Genomic DNA, 20,482 nt, shown 5'->3' on the forward strand with positions numbered 1-20,482 from the left:
AGTGGGTCAGACGTGAGTGTCGTCGCTCTGTGCCCCAGAACCGGCATTCCATGAGGGGTTGGCATTCTGATGTCGAACGAGGCGAAGCTTCGCGAGTACCTCAAGCGCGCGATCGCGGACCTCCAAGAGACTCGCCAGCAATTGGACGAGACGGAGCAGAAGCAGCGCGAACCCATCGCGATCGTGTCGATGGCCTGCCGCTTCCCCGGCGGCGTGCGGTCGCCGCAGGAGCTGTGGGAACTGCTCCACGGCGGAGTCGACGCGATGGGCGCCTTCCCCGGGAACCGCGGCTGGGACCTCGACGGGCTCCACGACCCCGATCCGGACCGCCAGGACACCACGTACGCCCACGAGGGCGGATTCCTCTACGACGCGGGCGAGTTCGACCCCGGATTCTTCGGGATCTCGCCGCGCGAGGCGCTCGCCATGGACCCGCAGCAGCGGCTGCTGCTGGAGACCGCGTGGGAGGCCGTGGAGAGCGCCGGCATCGCCCCGCAGTCCCTCGCGGGCAGCCACACCGGCGTGTTCGTCGGCACCAACCACGCCGGCTACGACGCGGACAGCAGCCAGCGGACGGAGGAGACCGGCGGGCACCTGCTGACCGGCAACCTCATCAGCGTCGCCTCCGGCCGGATCTCCTACGTCCTCGGCCTCGAAGGCCCCGCCCTGACCGTGGACACCGCGTGCTCCTCGTCGCTGGTGGCGCTGCACCTGGCGGCGCAGTCGCTGCGGCGGGACGAGTGCGACCTGGCCCTGGTCGGCGGCGCGACGATCATGTCGACCCCGCAGATGTTCGTGGACCTGGCCCGTCAGCGCGGCCTGGCCGCCAACAGCCGCTGCAAGCCGTTCGCCGCGGCCGCCGACGGCACGGCCTGGGGCGAGGGCGTCGGCCTGCTGGTCGCCGAGCGGCTCTCCGACGCGGTGCGCAACGGCCACCCCGTGCTCGCGGTGCTGAGGGGCTCGGCCGTCAACCAGGACGGTGCCTCCAACGGACTCACCGCCCCCAACGGCCCGTCCCAGCAGCGCGTCATCCGCCAGGCACTGGCCGACTCCGGGCTCGGCTCCGCCGACGTCGACGCCGTGGAGGCCCACGGCACCGGCACCCGGCTCGGCGACCCCATCGAGGCGCAGGCCCTGCTCGCCACGTACGGACAGCAACGCCCGGCGGACCGGCCCGTGTTGATCGGCTCCATGAAGTCCAACATCGGGCACACCCAGTCGGCCGCGGGCATCGCCGGCGTCATCAAGATGGTCCTGGCGATGCAGCACGGCGTGCTGCCGCAGACCCTGCACATGGACGCGCCCACCCCGCACGCGGACTGGAGCGAGGGCAACGCCAAGCTCCTCGCCGAGCCCGAGCCCTGGCCGACGCTGGACCGCCCGCGCCGCGCCGCCGTCTCCTCCTTCGGCATCAGCGGCACCAACGCCCACGTCGTGCTGGAACAGGCACCCGAGCCCGAGGCCGTGTCCGAGCGGGCGTCCGAGCCGGCGCCCGCGCCGGCCGCCCGGCCCGGCGTGCTGCCCTGGATCCTGTCCGCGCGGACCGGCGAGGCACTGCGGGCCCAGGCGGCGCAACTCGGCCGCCACGTCCGCTCCCGTGCCGCCCTCGAACCGGCCGACGTCGCCCACTCCCTGGTCACCACCAGGTCCCTCATGGAGCACCGCGCCGCCGTCGTCGCGGGCGACCGGGACGCCTTCCTCCGCGGCCTGGACGCCCTCGCCGAGGGCCGCACCGCGGCGGGCCTGGTGACCGGTGTCGCGGCCCAGGCGCCGGCCGCGTTCCTGTTCACCGGCCAGGGCCCCCAGCGGGCGGGCATGGGACGCGAACTGCACGCCGCATACCCGGTGTTCGCCGCCGCCTTCGACGCGGTCTGCGCCGCGTGCGACCCGTATCTCGAACGGCCGTTGCGCGACATCGTCTTCGCCGAGGAGGGCACGGAGGAGGCCGCCCTGCTCGACCGCACCGACTACACCCAGCCCGCGCTCTTCGCCTTCGCCACCGCGCTGTTCCGGCTCGTCGAATCCTGGGGCGTCACCCCGCAGTTCGTCGCCGGCCACTCCGTCGGCGAGCTCACCGCCGCCCACGTCTCCGGCATCCTCTCCCTCCCGGACGCCGCGAAGCTCGTCGCGGCCCGCGGCGCCCTCATGGCGACGCTGCCCCCGGGCGGCGCCATGGTGGCCGTGCAGGCGACCGAGGAGGAGATCTGGGCCTCCCTCGCCGGCAAGGAGGACCGCGCCACCATCGCCGCGGTCAACGGACCGCAGGCCCAGGTCATCGCCGGCGACGAGGACGTCGTCGCCGACGTCGCCGCCCACTGGGAGGGCCAGGGGCGCCGGGTCAAGCGGATCAAGGTGCGCGTCGCCGGCCACTGCCCGCGCATGGACAGCATCCTGGAGGACTTCCGGAGCGTCGCCGCGACCCTGGAGTACCACGCCCCGCGCATCCCTGTCGTCTCCACGGTCACCGGGGAGCTCGCCGTCGACGACGACCTGCGCACCCCCGACTACTGGGTCCGGGAGATCAGGGAGGGCGTCCGCTTCTGCAACACCGTGCGCACCCTGGAGGCCGAGGGCGTCACCTCGTTCGTCGAACTCGCCCCCACCAGCGTGCTCACCACGATGGTCCAGGACTCCCTGACCACCCTCGAACGGCCGCTCCTGCTGTCCCTCCTGCGCAGCGGTCACCCCGAGGCCCAGTCCCTCTCCGAGGGCGTCGCCGCCCTCTCCGCGCACGGCGTCCCCGTCGACTGGACCGCCCTGCTCGGCCCGCTCGACGCCCACCGCGTCGAGCTGCCGACCTACGCCTTCCAGCGCCGCTGGTTCTGGCTGGACGCCGCCGACGAGGCCACCGGCGGCCCCGATGCCGCCGCCGACGCCACCGAGGCCGGCGAGGCCGGATTCTGGGAAGCCGTCGAACGCGAGGACCTGGAAGGACTCTCGGCCGTCCTGGCCATTGACGGCAGCACGGTCGACTCGCTCGGCAGCCTCCTGCCCACGCTCTCGGCATGGCGCAGGCAGCGCAGGACCCAAGCGGTGGCGGACGGCTGGAGCTACCGGGCGGGCTGGACCCCGGTCACCGCCCGCACCGGCTTCACCGCCACCGGGAACTGGCTCGTCGCGCTGCCCGACAGCGTCACCGACGACCCGTGGACCGCCCGGCTCCTCGACGCGCTGCGCGCTCAGGGCCTGCACACCGAGGTGCTGGTGCTCTCCGGCACCGAGGACCCGTCCGAGCCCCTCGCCTGGCCCGACGGCCCGATCGACGGCGTGCTGTCGCTGCTGGCCCTGGACGAGCGCCCGCACCCCGACCTGACCTCCGTACCGCGCGGCCTGGCCGCCACCACCGCCCTGCTGCGCGCCGTGGAGGGCTCCGGCAAGCCGGTCCCGCTGTGGTGCGCGACCCGCGGCGCCGTCGCCGTCGACGACCGGGACGCGCTCACCAACCCGCTCCAGGCGCAGCACTGGGGCTTCGGCCGGGTGGCCGCGCTGGAGTACCCGCGGATCTGGGGCGGACTCGTCGACCTCCCCGAAAACCCGGACGCCCGGGCCGTCTCCGGCCTCCTCGACGTGCTCGCCGGGACGGAGGACCAGGTCGCGATCCGCGCCGCCGGGACCTTCGCCCGCCGCCTGGCCCGGATCGCCCCCGGCGGCGACACCGGCGCCGGGTGGACCGCTCACGGCACGGTGCTGATCACCGGCGGCACCGGTGCGCTCGGCGCCGAACTCGCGCGCTGGTTCGCCGACGCCGGTGCGGAGCACCTGGTGCTCACCAGCCGCCGCGGCCTGGAGGCTCCCGGCGCACCGGAACTCGCGGCCGAACTCACCGACCGGGGCACCCCGGTCACCATCGTCGCCTGCGACGCCGCCGACCGCGATGCCCTGGCCGCCGTCCTCGCGGACATCCCCGCGGAGACGCCCCTCACCGGCGTCGTGCACGCCGCCGGCGTCATGGACGCCGGCATGCTGGACGCGCTGACCCTCGAACGCTTCGAGGCCGTGCTGCGCCCCAAGGCCACCGCCGCCCTGAACCTCCACGAACTCACCCGGGACCTCGACCTGGAACTGTTCGTGCTGTTCTCCTCGATCGCCGGCTCGCTGGGCAACGCCGGGCAGGCCAACTACAGTGCCGCCAACACCTTCCTCGACGCGCTCGCCGAGCACCGGCGCGCACAGGGACTGCCGGCCACCGCGACGGCCTGGGGCGCCTGGGCGGACCGCGGCATGGCGACGCAGAGCAACGTCGCCGACCGGGTGAGCCGCGACGGACTGATCCCCATGGCCCCGGCCTCCGCGCTCGCCGCCCTCCGCCAGGCACTGGCCCAGGGGCTGACGAACGTGACCGTGGCCGACGTGGACTGGACGGCGTACGCCCCCGCCCTGACCGCGGTCCGCCCCAGTCCGCTCCTCGCCGACCTGCCCGAGGCGCGCCGCGTCCTGGCCGCGGCGCCCGAGTCCGCGCGCGCGGACTCCTCCCCGCTCGGCGGCCGGCTCGGCGCGCTCTCCGCCGACGAGCGGGAACGGGTGGTGTTGCAGACGGTCCAGGAGGAGGCCGCGAAGACCCTCGGACTGGACTCGGCGGACGGCATCGAGGCGCGGCGGGCCTTCCGGGACGTGGGCTTCGACTCGCTGATGTCGGTCGAACTGCGCAACCGCCTGGCCACGGTGACCGGCCTCGCCCTGCCCACCACCCTGCTGTTCGACCACCCCACGCCCAGCGCGGTCACCGCCTACCTGCTCGCCGAGATCCTGGGCACGGAACAGACCGCGGCCGTCGTGGAACGGACCGTCGCCGCCCTCGACGAGCCGGTGGCGATCGTCAGCATGGCCGGCCGGTTCCCCGGCGGCGTGCAGTCGCCCGAAGACCTCTGGGAGCTGCTGGCCGAGGGCCGGGACGCCATCTCCGTCCTCCCCGACAACCGGGGCTGGAACCTCGACCAGCTCTACCACCCCGACCCCGAGCACCCCGGTACGAGCTACGCCCGCGGGGGCGGCTTCCTCTACGAGGCGGCCGACTTCGACGCCGAGTTCTTCGGCATCTCGCCGCGCGAGGCCCTCGCCATGGACCCGCAGCAGCGGCTGCTGCTGGAGGCGTCCTGGGAGGTCCTCGAACGGGCCGGCCTCGACCCGGAGACCCTGCGGGGCAGCAGCACCGGCGTCTTCGTGGGCACCAACACCCAGGACTACCGCTCGGTGCTGAACTCCGGCCGGGAGGACGTCACCGGCCACTCGCTCACCGGCAACTCGATGAGCGTGGTCTCCGGCCGGGTGTCGTACACCTACGGATTCGAAGGCCCGGCGGTCACCGTCGACACGGCGTGCTCGTCGTCGCTGGTGGCCCTGCACATGGCGGTGCAGTCGCTGCGGTCGGGCGAGTGCTCGCTGGCGCTCGCCGGCGGCGTGACGGTGATGGCGACGCCGGAGACGTTCGTGGAGTTCTCCCGGCAGCGCGGCCTGTCCGAGGACGGCCGCTGCAAGCCGTTCGCGGCGGCGGCCGACGGCACCGGATGGGCCGAGGGCGTCGGACTGCTGCTCGTGGAGCGGCTCTCGGACGCCCGGCGCAACGGCCACCAGGTGCTCGCCGTCGTCCGCGGCTCGGCGGTCAACCAGGACGGCGCGTCCAACGGACTGAGCGCGCCCAACGGCCCGTCCCAGCAGCGCGTCATCCGCCAGGCACTCGCCAACGCGGGCGTGGAGGCGTCCGACGTCGACGCCGTCGAGGCGCACGGCACCGGCACGCGGCTCGGCGACCCCATCGAGGCCCAGGCACTGCTCGCCACGTACGGGCAGGACCGGCCGCAGGACCGTCCGCTGCTGCTGGGGACCCTGAAGTCCAACATCGGACACACCCAGGCCGCCGCCGGCGTGGCCGGCGTCATGAAGATGGTCCTGGCCCTGCGCCACGGCGTGCTGCCCCGCACCCTGAACGTCGACGCGCCCACCCCGCACGTCGATTGGACCGCGGGCGCCGTCGACCTGCTCACCGAGCCGCTGCCGTGGCCCGAGACGGACCGCCCGTGGCGCGCCGGCGTCTCCGCGTTCGGCGTCAGCGGCACCAACGCGCACGTGATCCTGGAGCAGGCCGAACCGACCGAGGACGAGGCGCCGTCGGTCGCCCCCGCGACGCCGGTCCCCCTGCTGCTGTCCGGCAAGTCCGACCGCGCGGTACGGGACCAGGCGGCCCGGTTGCTGGCCCACCTCGACCGCGCGCCCGAAGCGCGGCTCGCGGACCTCGCGTTCACGCTGGCCGGCCGGACGGCCTTCGGCCACCGCGCCGCCGTCGCGACCGACAGTCACGAGACCGCGGTGCGCGCCCTGGCCGCCCTCGCCGAGGGCGGCGCCGACGGCGCACTGACCACGGGCACCGCGCACGACGGCAAGGACGCCGTCCTCTTCTCCGGCCAGGGCTCACAACGCCTCGGCATGGGACGGGAGTTGTACGACACCCACCCGGTGTTCGCGGCGGCGTTCGACGCGGTGTGCGCCGGCCTCGACGCGCACCTGGACCGCCCGCTGCGCGACGTGGTGTGGGGCGAGGACCCGGAACCGCTGAACCGGACCGGCCACGCCCAGGCCGCACTGTTCGCCGTCGAGGTCGCCCTGTTCCGCCTGGTGGAGTCCTGGGGAGTGCGGCCGGAGTACGTCGCCGGACACTCGGTCGGGGAGATCGCCGCGGCCCACGTGGCCGGCGTGTTCTCACTGGCCGACGCCTGCGCCCTGGTGGCGGCCCGCGGACGGCTGATGCAGGCGCTGCCGGCCGGCGGCACCATGGCGGCGATCCGGGCCACCGAGGACGAGGTCCGCCCGCGGCTCACCGACGACGTCGCGATCGCGGCCGTCAACGGCCCGTCGTCCGTGGTCGTCTCCGGGGCCGAGGACGCCGTCGAGGCGGTCCGCGCGCACTTCGCCGGCGAGGGCCGCAAGACCAGCCTGCTGCGGGTCTCGCACGCGTTCCACTCGCCGCTGATGGACCCGATGCTCGCCGACTTCCGCGCCGTTGCGGAGAACCTGACGTACGACGAGCCGCACCTGACCGTCGTCTCCAACGTGACCGGCGCCCCGGCCGCCCCGGACGACCTGCGCACCCCCGACTACTGGGTCACCCACGTCCGCGAGGCCGTGCGGTTCGCGGACGGCATCCGCGCCCTCCACGACGCGGGCGTGACGCGCTTCTTGGAGCTGGGCCCCGACGGCACCCTCGCGGCCATGGCCCGCGAGTCGCTGCCGGACGAGACCACGGTCGTCCCCGCGCTGCGCAAGGACCGCCCCGAGGAGCCGACGCTGCTCGCGGCCCTGTCCCAGCTCCACGCGCAGGGCACCGCGGTCGACTGGGCCGCGCTCTTCGCCGGCACCGACGCGCACGCCGTCGACCTGCCGACGTACGCCTTCCAGCACCGGCGCTACTGGCCCGTCCCCGACCGCACCGCCACCGGCGACCTCGGCGCGGCCGGCCTCGACGCGGCCGGGCACCCGCTGCTGAGCGCCGCCGTGGAACTGTCCGACGGCGCCGGCCTGCTGTTCACCTCACGCCTGTCGCTCCAGTCGCACCCGTGGCTGGCCGACCACGCGGTGAACGGCTCGGTGCTGCTGCCGGGAACGGCCTTCGTCGAACTCGCCGTCCGGGCCGCCGACGAGGCGGGCTGCGACCGGATCGAGGAACTCACCCTGGCCGCCCCGCTGGTGCTGCCCGAGCACGGCGGCGTGCAGCTGCAACTGCACGTCGGCCCCGCCGACGAGGCCGGCGGCCGGCCGGTCACCATCCGTTCCCGTGCGGAAGGCGACGGCGACCGGCCGTGGACCCAGCACGCGAGCGGCGTGCTGACGCCCGGCGAGCGGGCGGCCCACGCCGGCTACGACTTCCAGGCCGAGTCCTGGCCGCCGGCCGGCGCCGAACCCGTCGACCTGACCGGCCTCTACCCGCAACTGGCCGCCAACGGATACGACTACGGAGCGCACTTCCAGGGCCTGCGCGCCGCATGGCGCCGCGGCGACGAGGTGTTCGCCGACGTCGCCCTGCCCGACGTCGCCGAGGGCGACGCGTCCGCGTACGGTCTGCACCCGGCGCTCCTGGACGCGACCCTGCACGCCTGGGCCCTCGACGGCCTGGACCGGGGCGTGCTGCCCTTCTCGTGGGAGGGCGTCACGCTCCACGCCTCCGGCGCCGCGGCCGTGCGCGCCCGGATCGTCCAGCACGGCGGCGACACGCTGTCCGTCGAGGTCGCCGACACCTCCGGCGAGCCGGTCGCCTCCATCGGCACCCTCGACCTGCGGGCGCCCGCCACCGAGCAGTTGGCGGGCGCCGCGGACCGGATCGGGCGCGACGCGCTGTTCCGCCTCCAGTGGAACCCGGTCCGGCTTCCCCCGACCGGGGCCGCGGAGTCCGTGGCCCTGCTCGGCTCCCTGCCCGGCGCACCGTTCGACAGCTACCCGGACCTGGCGGCGCTGGCCGAGGCCGGTCAGGTGCCGGGCGCGGTGGTGGTGCCGGTGACGGCCGCCCCCGACGACGTGGTGGAGGCGGCGCACGCCACCGCCGCCCACACGCTGGCGCTGGTCCAGTCCTGGCTGGCGGACGAGCGGTTCGCCACCTCGCGCCTGGTGTTCGCCACGCGCGGCGCGGTGGACGGCACGGACCTCACCGGGGCCACCGTGTGGGGCCTGGTGCGGTCGGCGCAGTCGGAGCACCCGGGCCGGTTCGGCCTGGTGGACCTCGGTCCCGACGCGGACCCCGCGGTGCTGCCGCGGGCCCTGGCCGCGGACGAGCCGCAGCTCCTGCTGCGCGACGGCGCGGTGCTGGCGGCGCGGCTGGAACGGACGCCGGTGACGCGGGCCCGGGTCGGCGCCCCCTGGGACGCCGCCGGCACGGTGTTGGTCACTGGTGGTACCGGTGGTCTGGGGCGTGTGGTGGCGCGGCACTTGGTTGCCGAGCATGGTGTGCGGAGTCTGCTGCTGGTGAGTCGGCGGGGTCCGGATGCCGAGGGTGTTGAGGAGTTGGTGGCGGAGCTGGGTCGGTGTGGTGCCGAGGTTTCGGTCGTGGCGTGTGATGTGACGGATCGGGGTGCTGTCGGGGAGTTGGTTTCCGGGCATCGGATCGGTGCGGTGGTGCACACGGCGGGTGTTCTCGACGACGGTGTGGTGGGGTCGTTGACGGCCGAGCGGTTGGCGACGGTCCTGCGGCCCAAGGTGGATGCCGCCTGGCACCTGCACGAGGCCACCAAGGACCTGGACCTCGCCGCGTTCGTCCTCTTCTCGTCCGTCTCCGGCCTCTGGGGCGGCGCCGGACAGGCCAACTACGCGGCGGGCAACACCTTCCTGGACGCCCTGGCGCACCACCGCCGCGCGGCCGGACTGCCCGCCACGTCCCTGGCGTGGGGCCCGTGGTCGCAGGACGGCGGCATGACCGGCACGCTGACGGACGCCGACCTCCAGCGGATCGCCCGTGCGGGCATGCCCGCACTCAGCCCCGCGGAGGGCGCCGCGCTCTTCGACGCCGCGCTGGCCGCCGACGACGCGCTCGTCCTGACCGTCCGCCTCGACCTGGCCGCACTGCGGAAGCAGGACGACGTACCGGCGGTGCTGCGCGGCCTGGTCAGGACCCGGGTCCGCCGCTCGACGGTGGCCGGCTCCGCCGCGGTCGCCGGCCTCGTGGAGCGCCTGTCCGCGCTGGGCGCGGTGGAACGGCGCGAGGCCCTGCTGGACCTCGTGCGCGCCCAGGTCGCGGTCGTCCTGGGCCACGCGGGCCCGGAGACGGTCGATCCGGACCGTGCCTTCCAGGACCTCGGCTTCGACTCGCTGACCGCCGTCGAGCTGCGCAACCGGCTCAACGCGGCGACCGGCATGCGCCTTTCGTCCACCGCGGTGTTCGACTACCCGTCGGCGGGCGTGCTCGTCGACTTCCTCCTGGACGAGCTGTTCGGCGCCCACGACCAGGACGCGCCGGTGCTCGCGGGCCCGAACCCGCTGGCAGCGGCCGACGACCCGGTCGTGATCGTCGGCATGAGCTGCCGCTACCCGGGCGGCGTCGCCTCCCCGGAGGACCTGTGGCGCCTGGTGTCCGAGGGCACGGACGCGGTGTCCGACTTCCCGACGGACCGCGGCTGGGACGTGGAGTCCCTCTATAACCCCGACCCCGAGGCGATCGGCACCTCGTACAGCCACTCCGGCGGCTTCCTCCACGAGGCACCGGAGTTCGACCCCGGGTTCTTCGGGATGAGCCCCAGGGAAGCGCTGGCGACGGACTCGCAGCAGCGGTTGCTGCTGGAGACCACCTGGGAGGCCATCGAGCGGGCGGGCATCGACCCGACGTCGCTGCGCGGCAGCCGGACCGGTGTCTTCGCCGGCGTGATGTACGGCGACTACGAACAGCTCCTGGTCGCCGACCAGTTCGAGGGCTACCGCAGCAACGGCAGCGCGGCCAGCGTCGCTTCGGGCCGGGTGTCCTACACCTTCGGTTTCGAGGGCCCGGCGGTGACGGTGGACACGGCGTGCTCGTCGTCGCTGGTGGCGATGCACCTCGCGGCGCAGGCGCTGCGTTCGGGCGAGTGCTCGCTGGCCCTGGCCGGCGGCGTGACGGTGCTCTCCACCCCGACGATGTTCGTGGAGTTCTCACGGCAGCGCGGCCTGGCGGCGGACGGACGGTGCAAGTCGTTCGGCGACGGCGCGGACGGCGTCGGCTGGGGCGAGGGCGTGGGCATGCTCGTGCTGGAGCGCCTGTCGGACGCGCGCCGCAACGGGCACCGGGTGCTGGCCGTGCTGCGGGGTTCCGCGGTGAACCAGGACGGTGCGTCGAATGGTCTGACGGCGCCGAACGGTCCGTCGCAGCAGCGGGTGATCCGGCAGGCGTTGGCCAGTGCGGGGTTGTCGGCCGCGGACGTGGACGCGGTGGAGGCGCATGGTACGGGCACGACGTTGGGTGACCCGATCGAGGCGCAGGCGCTGTTGGCCACCTATGGGCAGGACCGTTCGGTGGACCGGCCGTTGTGGTTGGGTTCGATCAAGTCGAACATCGGTCACGCCCAGGCAGCGGCCGGCGTCGCGGGCGTCATCAAGATGGTGCTGGCGATGCGGCACGGCGTACTGCCGCGGACGCTGCACGTCGACGCCCCGTCGTCCCACGTGGACTGGAGCGCCGGTGCGGTGGAGCTGCTGGCCTCCGCGGTCGAGTGGCCGCAGGGCGAGGGCCCGCGTCGCGCGGGCGTCTCCTCCTTCGGTGTCAGCGGTACGAACGCGCACGTCATCCTGGAGCAGCCCGAGCCGATCGCGGACGACGCCGCTCCGGACGTCGCCGAGGAGGAGCCCGGCGCGCTGGCGTGGGTGCTCTCCGGCCGGAGCGAGGCCGCACTGCGCGGCCAGGCGGCCCGTCTGCTGTCCCACGTCGCCGGCCGCGACGCGCGCTCCGCGCGGGACATCGGCCACTCCCTGGTGACCGCACGGGCGAGCTTCCCCCACCGCGCGGTGGTGTGGGGCCAGGACCGCGAGGCGCTGGTGCTCGCCCTGTCCGCCCTCGCGGTCGGCGAGGCCGACGCCGGCCTGGTGGAGGGCACCTCCGGCGCGGGCCGGACGGCCTTCCTGTTCTCCGGCCAGGGGTCCCAACGCCTCGGCATGGGAAGGGAGTTGTACGACAGTCAGCCGGTCTTCGCGGCGGCGTTCGACGCGGTGTGCGCCGCCTTGGACGAGCACCTGGACCGTCCCCTGCGGGACGTCGTGTGGGGCGAGGACGCGGACCTGCTGAACCAGACCGCCTACGCCCAGGCCGGGTTGTTCGCACTGGAGGTGGCGCTGTACCGGTTGACGGAGGCGTGGGGCGTGCGCGCCGATTTCGTGGCCGGCCATTCGATCGGCGAGGTCGCCGCGGCACACGTGGCGGGCGTCTTCTCCCTTCCGGACGCGTGCGCGCTGGTCGCGGCCCGGGGTCGGCTGATGCAGCAACTGCCCACGGGCGGGGCGATGGTGGCGATCAGGGCGACGGAAGAGGAGGTCCTTCCGCACCTGACCCAGGACGTCTCGATCGCGGCGGTCAACGGTCCGTCGTCGGTCGTGGTCTCCGGCGCGGAGGACGACGTGCTGGCCGTGGCCGCGCACTTCGAGGGGGAGGGCCGCAAGACCAGCAGGCTGCGGGTCTCGCACGCCTTCCACTCGCCGCTCATGGAACCGATGCTCGACGCGTTCCGCGCCGTGGTGGCGCGGCTGTCCTTCGGCGCGCCGACGCTCCCCGTCGTCTCGAACCTGACCGGTCGCCCGGCCGAGCCCGAACAGCTCCGCCAGGCCGACTACTGGGTCCGGCACGTGCGCGAGGCGGTGCGTTTCGCGGACGGGGTGGCGGCGCTGCACCAGGAAGGCGTGACGCGCTTCCTCGAACTCGGTCCGGACGGCGTGCTGTCGGCGATGGCCGAGGAGTCACTGCCGGACGACGTGGTGCTCGCTCCCGTCCTGCGCAAGGACCGGCCCGAGGAGACGGCGCTGCTCGGTGCCCTGGCGCACCTGCACGTCCACGGCGCCGGCGTCGACTGGGCGGCGCTGTACGCCGGTACGGGTGCGCGGTGGGTGGACCTGCCGACGTACGCGTTCCAACACGAGCGGTTCTGGCCGTCGGGTCGGGTGGCGCGCTCCGGCGACGTGCGGTTCGCGGGCCTGGACTCCCCGGCGCACCCGCTGCTCGGCGCCGCGGTCGAACTGGCCGGTTCCGGCGGACTGTTGTTCACCGGACGGCTCTCGTCGTCCGCCCATCCGTGGCTGGCGGACCACGTGGTCCTCGGATCGGTGGTGGTGCCCGGAACGGCGCTGGTGGAGCTGGTGCTCCGGGCGGCCGACGAGGTCGGCTGCGACCTGCTGGAGGAGCTGACGCTGGCCGCCCCGCTGGTGCTGCCCGCCTCGGGCGGCGGAGTGCAGGTGCAGGTGTGGCTGGGCGAACCGGATGGGTCGGGCCGCCGCTCGGCGTCGGTGCACGCCCGGGAGACCGAGGGTCCCTGGACCCTGCACGCCAACGGCGCGGTGACCTCGGGGGCCCGAGCGGTCGCCTTCGACGTCGCGGCCTGGCCCCCGCCGGGCGCCCAGCCGGTGGACGCGGCGGACTGCTACGACGCGCTCGCCGACGCGGGGCTCACGTACGGCCCGGTGTTCCGGGGCCTGCGGGCGGCCTGGAAGCTCGGTGCGGACGTCTACGCCGAGGTGAGCCTCCCGGAGGGTACGGACGGCGGCACCTACGGCCTGCACCCCGCGCTCTTCGACGCCGCCCTGCACGCGGCGGCAGCCGGCGACGGGGACGTGACCGGCGTCCCGTTCTCGTGGAGCGGAGTCGCCCTGCACGCTTCCGGGGCCTCCCACCTCCGCGTCCGGATCCGCACCACCGCGAACGGCATGTCCGTGGTGCTCGCGGACACCTCCGGTGCCCCGGTCGCCTCCGTGGACTCCCTGGTGGCGCGTCCGCTCTCGGCCGCGCAGGTTCAGGCCGCCGACCGGGACAGCCTCTTCACGGTCGACTGGGTCCCCGTCCCGCTCACGGGTGAACGCATCGAACCGGGCACCGGACCGCAGGGCGAGCCGTTGCGGACCCTCGCGGACCTGACCGGCCCGACCGTGCCGGCGACGGTCCTCGTCGCACCCCCCGCCGACGCCGCGGGCGTGGTGGAGTCCGTGCACCGCACCGCCGCCTGGGCGCTGGAAACCGTGCAGGCGTGGTTGGCGGAGGAGCGGTTCGCGTCCTCGCGCCTGGTGTTCGTGACCCGGGGCGCGGTGTCCGGCGCGGACCTCGCGGCCGCCGCCGTGCACGGCCTGGTCCGCTCGGCGCAGTCGGAGAACCCGCAGCGCTTCGGCCTGGTGGACCTCGACGACGACGCCGACCGGAGCGTGCTGGCGCAGGCCCTCGCGACCGACGAAGGGGAACTGCTGGTGCGCGGCACCGAGGTGCTGGCACCGCGGCTGGCCCGTGCCCACTCGGAGCACGCGGAGCGCTGGGACACCGACGGAACGGTCCTCGTCACCGGCGGTACCGGGGGCCTGGGCAGTGCGGTGGCGCGGCATCTGGTGGCCGCCCACGGAGTGCGGAGCCTGCTGCTGGTCAGCCGGCGCGGCCTGACTGCCGAGGGCGCACCCGAGCTCGTGGCCGAACTGGCGCGGGCCGGCGCGGCGGCGGTGGTCGAGGCGTGCGACGTCTCGGACGCGGCGGCGGTGGCCGACCTGATCCGCCGGCATGAGCCGACGGCCGTGGTGCACACGGCCGGCGTCCTCGACGACGGCGTGGTGGAGTCGTTGACTCCGGAGCGCCTGGCGGGGGTGTTGCGGCCGAAGGTCGATGCGGCCTGGCACCTGCACGAGGCGACCAAGGACCGCGACCTGCACGCCTTCGTGGTGTTCTCGTCCGTGGCCGGCACGGTCGGCAGCCCCGGCCAGGGCAACTACGCGGCGGCGAACGCCTTCTTGGACGCGTTGGCGCGCCACCGTCGCGCACAGGGACTGCCCGCCGCGTCGCTGGCGTGGGGGGCGTGGACCCAGGACAGCGGGATGACCGGCGCCCTCACCGACGTCGACCTCCGGCGCCTGGCCCGTCAGGGCATGCCGCCGCTGTCGACCGAGGAGGGCCTGGCCCTCTTCGACGCCGCGCTCGGCACCGGTGAGCCCGCGCCGCTGCCCGTCCGCCTGGACCTCGCGGCGCTCCGCGCACAGGGCGAGCCGCTGCCGTTGCTGCGCGGCCTGATCCGCACGCGGACCCGCCGGTCCGGCGCCGTCGCGGCAGCCGGCCTCGCACCGCGGCTGACCGGGCTGTCCACGGCGGAGCGGCGCGCGGCGCTGCTCGACGTCGTACGAGCCCAGATCGCCGCGGTCCTGGGGCACGCGGGCCCGGAGACGGTCGCCCCGGACCGGGCCTTCCAGGACCTCGGCTTCGACTCGCTGACCGCCATCGAACTGCGCAACGTACTGGCCAGGGCCACCGGACTGCGGCTCCCGGCGACAGCCGTGTTCGACTACCCGACGGCCGACGCCCTGGCGGACCACCTCCTGGGCGAGCTGTTCGGCGCGGACACCGCGGCGCCGCTCGCGGTGTCCGCCCTCCCGTCCCTGACGGACGACCCCGTGGTGATCGTCGGCATGAGCTGCCGGTTCCCGGGCGGCGTCGCCTCGCCGGAGGACCTGTGGCGCCTGGTGTCCGAGGGCGTGGACGCGGTGTCCGACTTCCCCACCGACCGCGGCTGGGAGATCGAGGACACCCGCGACCCCGACGCCGAGGGCGCCATCGCCACCCGCTCCGGTGGGTTCCTCGAGGACGCGGCGCAGTTCGACCCGGAGTTCTTCGGGATGAGCCCCCGCGAGGCCCTGACCACCGACGCCCAGCAGCGGTTGCTGCTGGAGACGACGTGGGAGGCGCTGGAGCGGGCCGGCATGGACCCGGCGACCCTGCGGGGCAGCCGGACCGGTGTCTTCGCCGGCGTGATGTACCACGACTACGCCACGCTGCTGTCCGGGCGCGAGTTCGAGGGCTACCAGGGCAGCGGCAGCGCGGGCAGTGTCGCCTCGGGCCGGGTGTCGTACACCTTCGGTTTCGAGGGCCCCGCGATCACGGTGGACACGGCGTGCTCGTCGTCGCTGGTGGCGCTGCACCTGGCGGCCCAGTCGCTGCGGCAGGGCGAATGCTCGCTGGCGCTTGCGGGCGGCGTGACGGTGATGTCGACGCCGTCGACGTTCGTGGAGTTCTCCCGCCAGGGCGGTCTCGCCGAGGACGGGCGCTGCAAGGCGTTCTCCGACGGCGCCGACGGCGTCGGTTGGGGCGAGGGCGTCGGCATCCTGGTGCTGGAGCGCCTGTCCGACGCGCGCCGCAACGGACACCGCATCCTGGCGACCGTGCGGGGTTCCGCGGTGAACCAGGACGGTGCGTCGAATGGTCTGACGGCGCCGAACGGCCCGTCGCAGCAGCGGGTGATCCGGCAGGCGTTGGCCAGTGCGGGGTTGTCGGCCGCGGACGTGGACGCGGTGGAGGCGCATGGTACGGGCACGACGTTGGGTGACCCGATCGAGGCGCAGGCGCTGTTGGCCACCTATGGGCAGGACCGTTCGGTGGACCGGCCGTTGTGGTTGGGTTCGATCAAGTCGAACATCGGTCACGCCCAGGCAGCGGCCGGCGTCGCGGGCGTCATCAAGATGGTGCAGGCGATGCGGCACGGTGTGCTGCCGCGGACGCTGCACGCCGATGCCCCGTCGTCCCACGTGGACTGGGACTCCGGTGCCGTGGCCCTGCTGACCGCCGCGACCGAGTGGCCGCAGGGCGACGGCCCGCGCCGCGTCGGCGTCTCGTCCTTCGGTATCAGCGGTACGAACGCGCACGTCATCCTGGAGCAGCCCGAGCCGGTCACGGACGAGGCCGCACCGGACGGCACCGAGGACGGGGCGGCCGATGCCGCCGCGTCGGTGCCGGTGCTGCTGTCGGGCCGGAGCGAGCCGGCGCTGCGGGCCCAGGCGGCCCGACTGCTGGCCCGTCTCGCCGACGCCGACCCCCGGACCCGGGTCACCGACGTCGCCAACGCGCTGGCGACCGGCCGTGCGGCGTTCTCCCACCGCGCGGTGATCCTGGCCGCGGACCGGGAGGACCTGCTGCGCTCGCTGTCGGCCCTGGCCGACGGCCGCACGGAGCCGGCCGTCGTGGCGCACGACCGCGCCCGGTCGGGCAGGCTCGCCTTCCTATTCTCCGGCCAGGGTTCGCAACGCCTCGGCATGGGACGGGAGTTGCACCGCACCCAGCCGGTGTTCGCGGCGGCGTTCGACGCGGTGTGCACCGCCCTGGACGCGCACCTGGACCGCCCGCTGCGCGAGGTCGTCTGGGGCGAGGACGCGGAGCTGCTGAACCAGACGGGGTACGCCCAGGCGGCACTGTTCGCGATCGAGGTGGCGCTGTACCGGCTGGTGGAGTCGTGGGGCGTCCGCCCGGACCACCTCCTGGGGCACTCCGTCGGGGAGATCGCCGCCGCGCACGTCGCCGGCGTCTTCTCCCTCGCCGACGCCTGCGCGCTGGTGGCGGCCCGCGGTCGGCTCATGCAGCAACTGCCGTCCGGCGGAGCCATGGTGGCGGTCCAGGCGACGGAGGAAGAGGCGCTGCCGCACGTGTCGGAGACGGTGTCGATCGCGGCGGTCAACGGTCCGTCGTCGGTCGTGGTCTCCGGCACGGAGGACGACGTGCTGGCCGTGGCCGCGCACTTCGAAGGGGAGGGCCGCAAGACCAGCAGGCTGCGGGTCTCGCACGCCTTCCACTCGCCGCTCATGGAACCGATGCTCGACGAGTTCCGCACCGTCGCCGACGGCATGACGTACGACGCGCCGCGTCTGCCCGTCATCTCCAACGTGACCGGCGAGCCCGCCACCGCGGAAGAGCTGTGCTCCGCGGAGTACTGGGTCAACCACGTCCGCGCGGCCGTACGGTTCGCCGACGGGGTCGCCGCGCTGGCGGCCCAGGGCGTGACGCGCTTCCTGGAGCTGGGCCCCGACGGCGCCCTCTCCGCGCTCGCCGCGGAGTCCGCCGCGGACGGATCGGCTCTCGTTCCCGCGCTGCGCAAGGACCGGCCCGAGGCGACGGCACCGCTCACGGCGGTGGCGCGGCTGCACGCCCACGGCGTGCCGGTCGACTGGTCCGCCGTCCTCGCCGGTTCGGGTGCGCGGTGGGTGGACCTGCCGACGTACGCGTTCCAGCACGAGCGGTTCTGGCCGGCGGGAGGGGCGGCTCGGGCGGGTGACGTGCGGTCCGCGGGACTGGGCTCGACCGGGCATCCGCTCCTGGGTGCCGCGGTCGAACTCGCCAACTCCGGCGGCCGGTTGTTCACCGGACGACTGTCGACGTCCGCGCAACCGTGGCTGGCCGACCACGTGGTGCTGGGATCGGTACTGGTGCCCGGAACGGCGCTGGTGGAGCTGGTGCTGCGGGCGGCCGACGAGGTCGGCTGCGCCGCACTGGAGGAACTGACGCTGGCCGCGCCGCTGGTGCTGCCCGCGTCGGGGTCCGCGGTGCAGGTGCAGGTGTGGATGGGCGAGCCCGAGGACGAGGGACGCCGACCGGTGTCCGTCCACGCCCGCGAGGGCGAGGGCCCCTGGACGCTGCACGCCAGCGGTGCGGTGGCCCCGGCCACCGAGCCGGTGGTGGCGTTCGAGGCGGCGGCCTGGCCCCCGCAGGGCGCCGAGCCGCTCGACGTGGCGGACTGCTACGAGGACTTCGCAGACACCGGGTTCGCGTACGGCCCGGTGTTCCGGGGCCTGCGGGCGGCCTGGAAGCTCGACGCGGACGTCTACGCCGAGGTCCAACTCCCCGAAGGGACCGACGGCGCCGCCTACGCGCTGCACCCCGCGCTCTTCGACGCCGCCCTGCACGCGGGGCTCCTGGGCGGCGGGGGAGCGGCCGAGGCCGGTGTCCCCTTCTCCTGGAGCGGTGTCTCCCTGCACGCGTCCGGCGCCTCCCGGTTGCGGGTCCGGCTCCGCTCCACCGACGACGGCACGCAGATCGCCCTCGCCGACCCGACCGGCGCGCCGGTGGCCTCGGTCCGGTCCCTGATCGCGCGCCCGATCAGCACCGGTCAGTTGCAGACCGGCGACCGTGACGCGCTCTTCCAGGTCGACTGGACCGGCATCCACCTCGCGGACGAGCCGGCCGACTCGCTGGCCGTGCTCGGCAAGGACGCCCACGGCATCCTCGACGAACTGGCGCTCCAGCCCCATGCGGACCTCGACGACCTGGCGGAGGCCGGTGTCCCCGACATCGTGTTCGCCCCGTCGGCGGTCGCGCCCGCCGGGACGGTGGAGTCCGTCCACGCCGCGGCCGCCTGGGCTCTGGCGAGGGTGCAGTCGTGGTTGGCCGACGAGCGGTTCGCCGACGCGCGGCTGGTGTTCGTCACCCGCGGCGCGGTGTCCGGAGCGGACCTCGCGGGTGCGGCGGTGTGGGGCCTGGTGCGGTCGGCGCAGGCGGAGAACCCGGGCCGCTTCGGCCTGGTGGACGTGGCTGAGGAGGCCGAAGTGGCGCTCCTGCCGCGGGCGTTGGCGTCGGACGAACCGCAGTTGCTGGTGCGCGCCGACCAGGTCCTCGCCCCGCGGGTGGCCCGGACCGAACGCCCGGACGCTCCGGAACCCGTCGCCTGGAACTCCGGCACGGTGTTGGTCACTGGTGGTACCGGTGGTCTGGGGCGTGTGGTGGCGCGGCACTTGGTTGCCGAGCATGGTGTGCGGAGTCTGCTGCTGGTGAGTCGGCGGGGTCCGGATGCCGAGGGTGTTGAGGAGTTGGTGGCGGAGCTGGGTCGGTGTGGTGCCGAGGTTTCGGTCGTGGCGTGTGATGTGACGGATCGGGGTGCTGTCGGGGAGTTGGTTTCCGGGCATCGGATCGGTGCGGTGGTGCACACGGCGGGTGTTCTCGACGACGGTGTGGTGGGGTCGTTGACGGCCGAGCGGTTGGCGGCGGTCCTGCGGCCCAAGGTGGATGCCGCCTGGCACCTGCACGAGGCCACCGAGGACCTGGACCTCGCCGCGTTCGTCGTCTTCTCGTCGGTCGCCGGCACGTTCGGCAGTGCGGGTCAGGCGAACTACGCGGCGGGCAACGCCTTCTTGGACGCCCTGGCACAGCACCGCAGGGAACGAGGACTGCCGGCCACCTCGCTCGGATGGGGCCCGTGGTCGCAGGACAGCGGCATGACGGGCACGCTGTCCGAGGCCGACGTGCAGCGGATGGCCCGTTCGGGCATGCCGCCGCTGTCCGTCGAGGAGGGCCTGGCCCTCTTCGACGCCGCGCTGGCCGCCGACCGGCCCGCCGCGCTTCCGGTCCGCCTGGACCTGGCGGCGCTGCGTCGGCAGGGCGAGGTTCCGTCCCTGCTGCGCGGGTTGATCCGGGTCCCGGGGCGCCGGGCGGCGGCCACCGCGGACGGTGACGCGGCGGCGGCCTTCGCCCGGCGCCTGACCGGCCGGTCGACGGCGGAGGGCCGCGAGGTCGTCCTGGACGCCGTGCGCGGCCAGGTGGCGGTGGTCCTCGGACACACCGGAGCCGCGGAGATCGACGAGGACCGTGCCTTCCTGGACCTCGGCTTCGACTCACTCACCGCGGTCGAACTCCGCAACCGGCTGGGTGCCCTCACCGGGATCCGCCTGCCGGCGACCCTGCTCTTCGACTACCCGACGCCGGCGGAGCTGGTCGACCACCTCCACGCCCGGATCGCCCCCGAGGCGGCCTCCGGCCCGGAGGCGCTCCTGGGCGAGCTCGAACGGCTGGAGAGGGCCTTCGGCGGGCTCGCCGTCACGGAGGAGGTCCACGAGCAGGTGGCCGGTCGCCTGGAGGTCCTCCGGGCGAAGTGGGACGCCCTGCGGGACGCCCCCACGGCAACCGGGCAGCAGGCCCCCCGATCCGATGCGGACTTCGACTTCGCATCCGCCTCCGACGAGGAGGTCTTCGACCTCCTCGACAACGAGATCGGCCTGTCCTAGAAATCGTCGGGGGGGGGGGGGGGGGGGGGGCCCCCCCCCCCCCCCCCCCCCCCCC

1 protein-coding gene is annotated in these 20,482 nt (G+C 74.6%); it reads left to right on the forward strand.

Annotated elements, in window-relative coordinates; all coding sequences use genetic code 11:
• Positions 1–66: 66 nt before the first annotated feature.
• Entirely contained in the window at positions 67–20,427 is a 20,361-nt protein-coding gene (locus ACJ6WD_RS14020) for a type I polyketide synthase (RefSeq protein ID WP_407615874.1), read from the forward strand.
• Positions 20,428–20,482: the final 55 nt, after the last annotated feature.

The sequence above is a fragment of the Streptomyces sp. VTCC 41912 genome (assembly GCF_045799175.1).
In the GTDB taxonomy this organism is placed as follows: Bacteria; Actinomycetota; Actinomycetes; order Streptomycetales; family Streptomycetaceae; genus Streptomyces; species Streptomyces albulus_C.